A 340-nucleotide genomic window follows, 5' to 3' on the forward strand; every position below is an offset into this window, starting at 1 on the left:
CCTCTGCCTCCTTAAGCACGGTGATGATTTGGCTGTCCGAAAATCTCGATTTCTTCATTTTGTAGAACTCCCTCTATCCGAGAAAATTCTACTTCTGCACACCCCTATTTTCCGGGGGGATTACCCTGCCAACCGGCCAATCCCTTTGTAGCGGCAGACATCTTGCCCGGTGCCGGTGCTTTTGCACCCAGGCGAACAGCTTCTGCCTCCCAAATTGTTTGCGCTGATTGAATATTGACCCACCCTGCCGATTGAATATTGACCCAGTGATGGTTGCCGCCGTTTGACCGGCGACTGTGCATAACTATATCTCTACGGGCTAGTCTCACCCGTGGATTTT

1 protein-coding gene is annotated in these 340 nt (G+C 51.2%); it reads right to left on the bottom strand.

The features are described from left to right. Positions 1–104: 104 nt before the first annotated feature. On the bottom strand, positions 105–340 hold a 236-nt coding region (locus ACUHMQ_RS21200), incomplete at its 5' end, for a hypothetical protein (protein ID WP_445297414.1).

It is taken from the genome of Chitinimonas violaceus, from assembly GCF_052601015.1.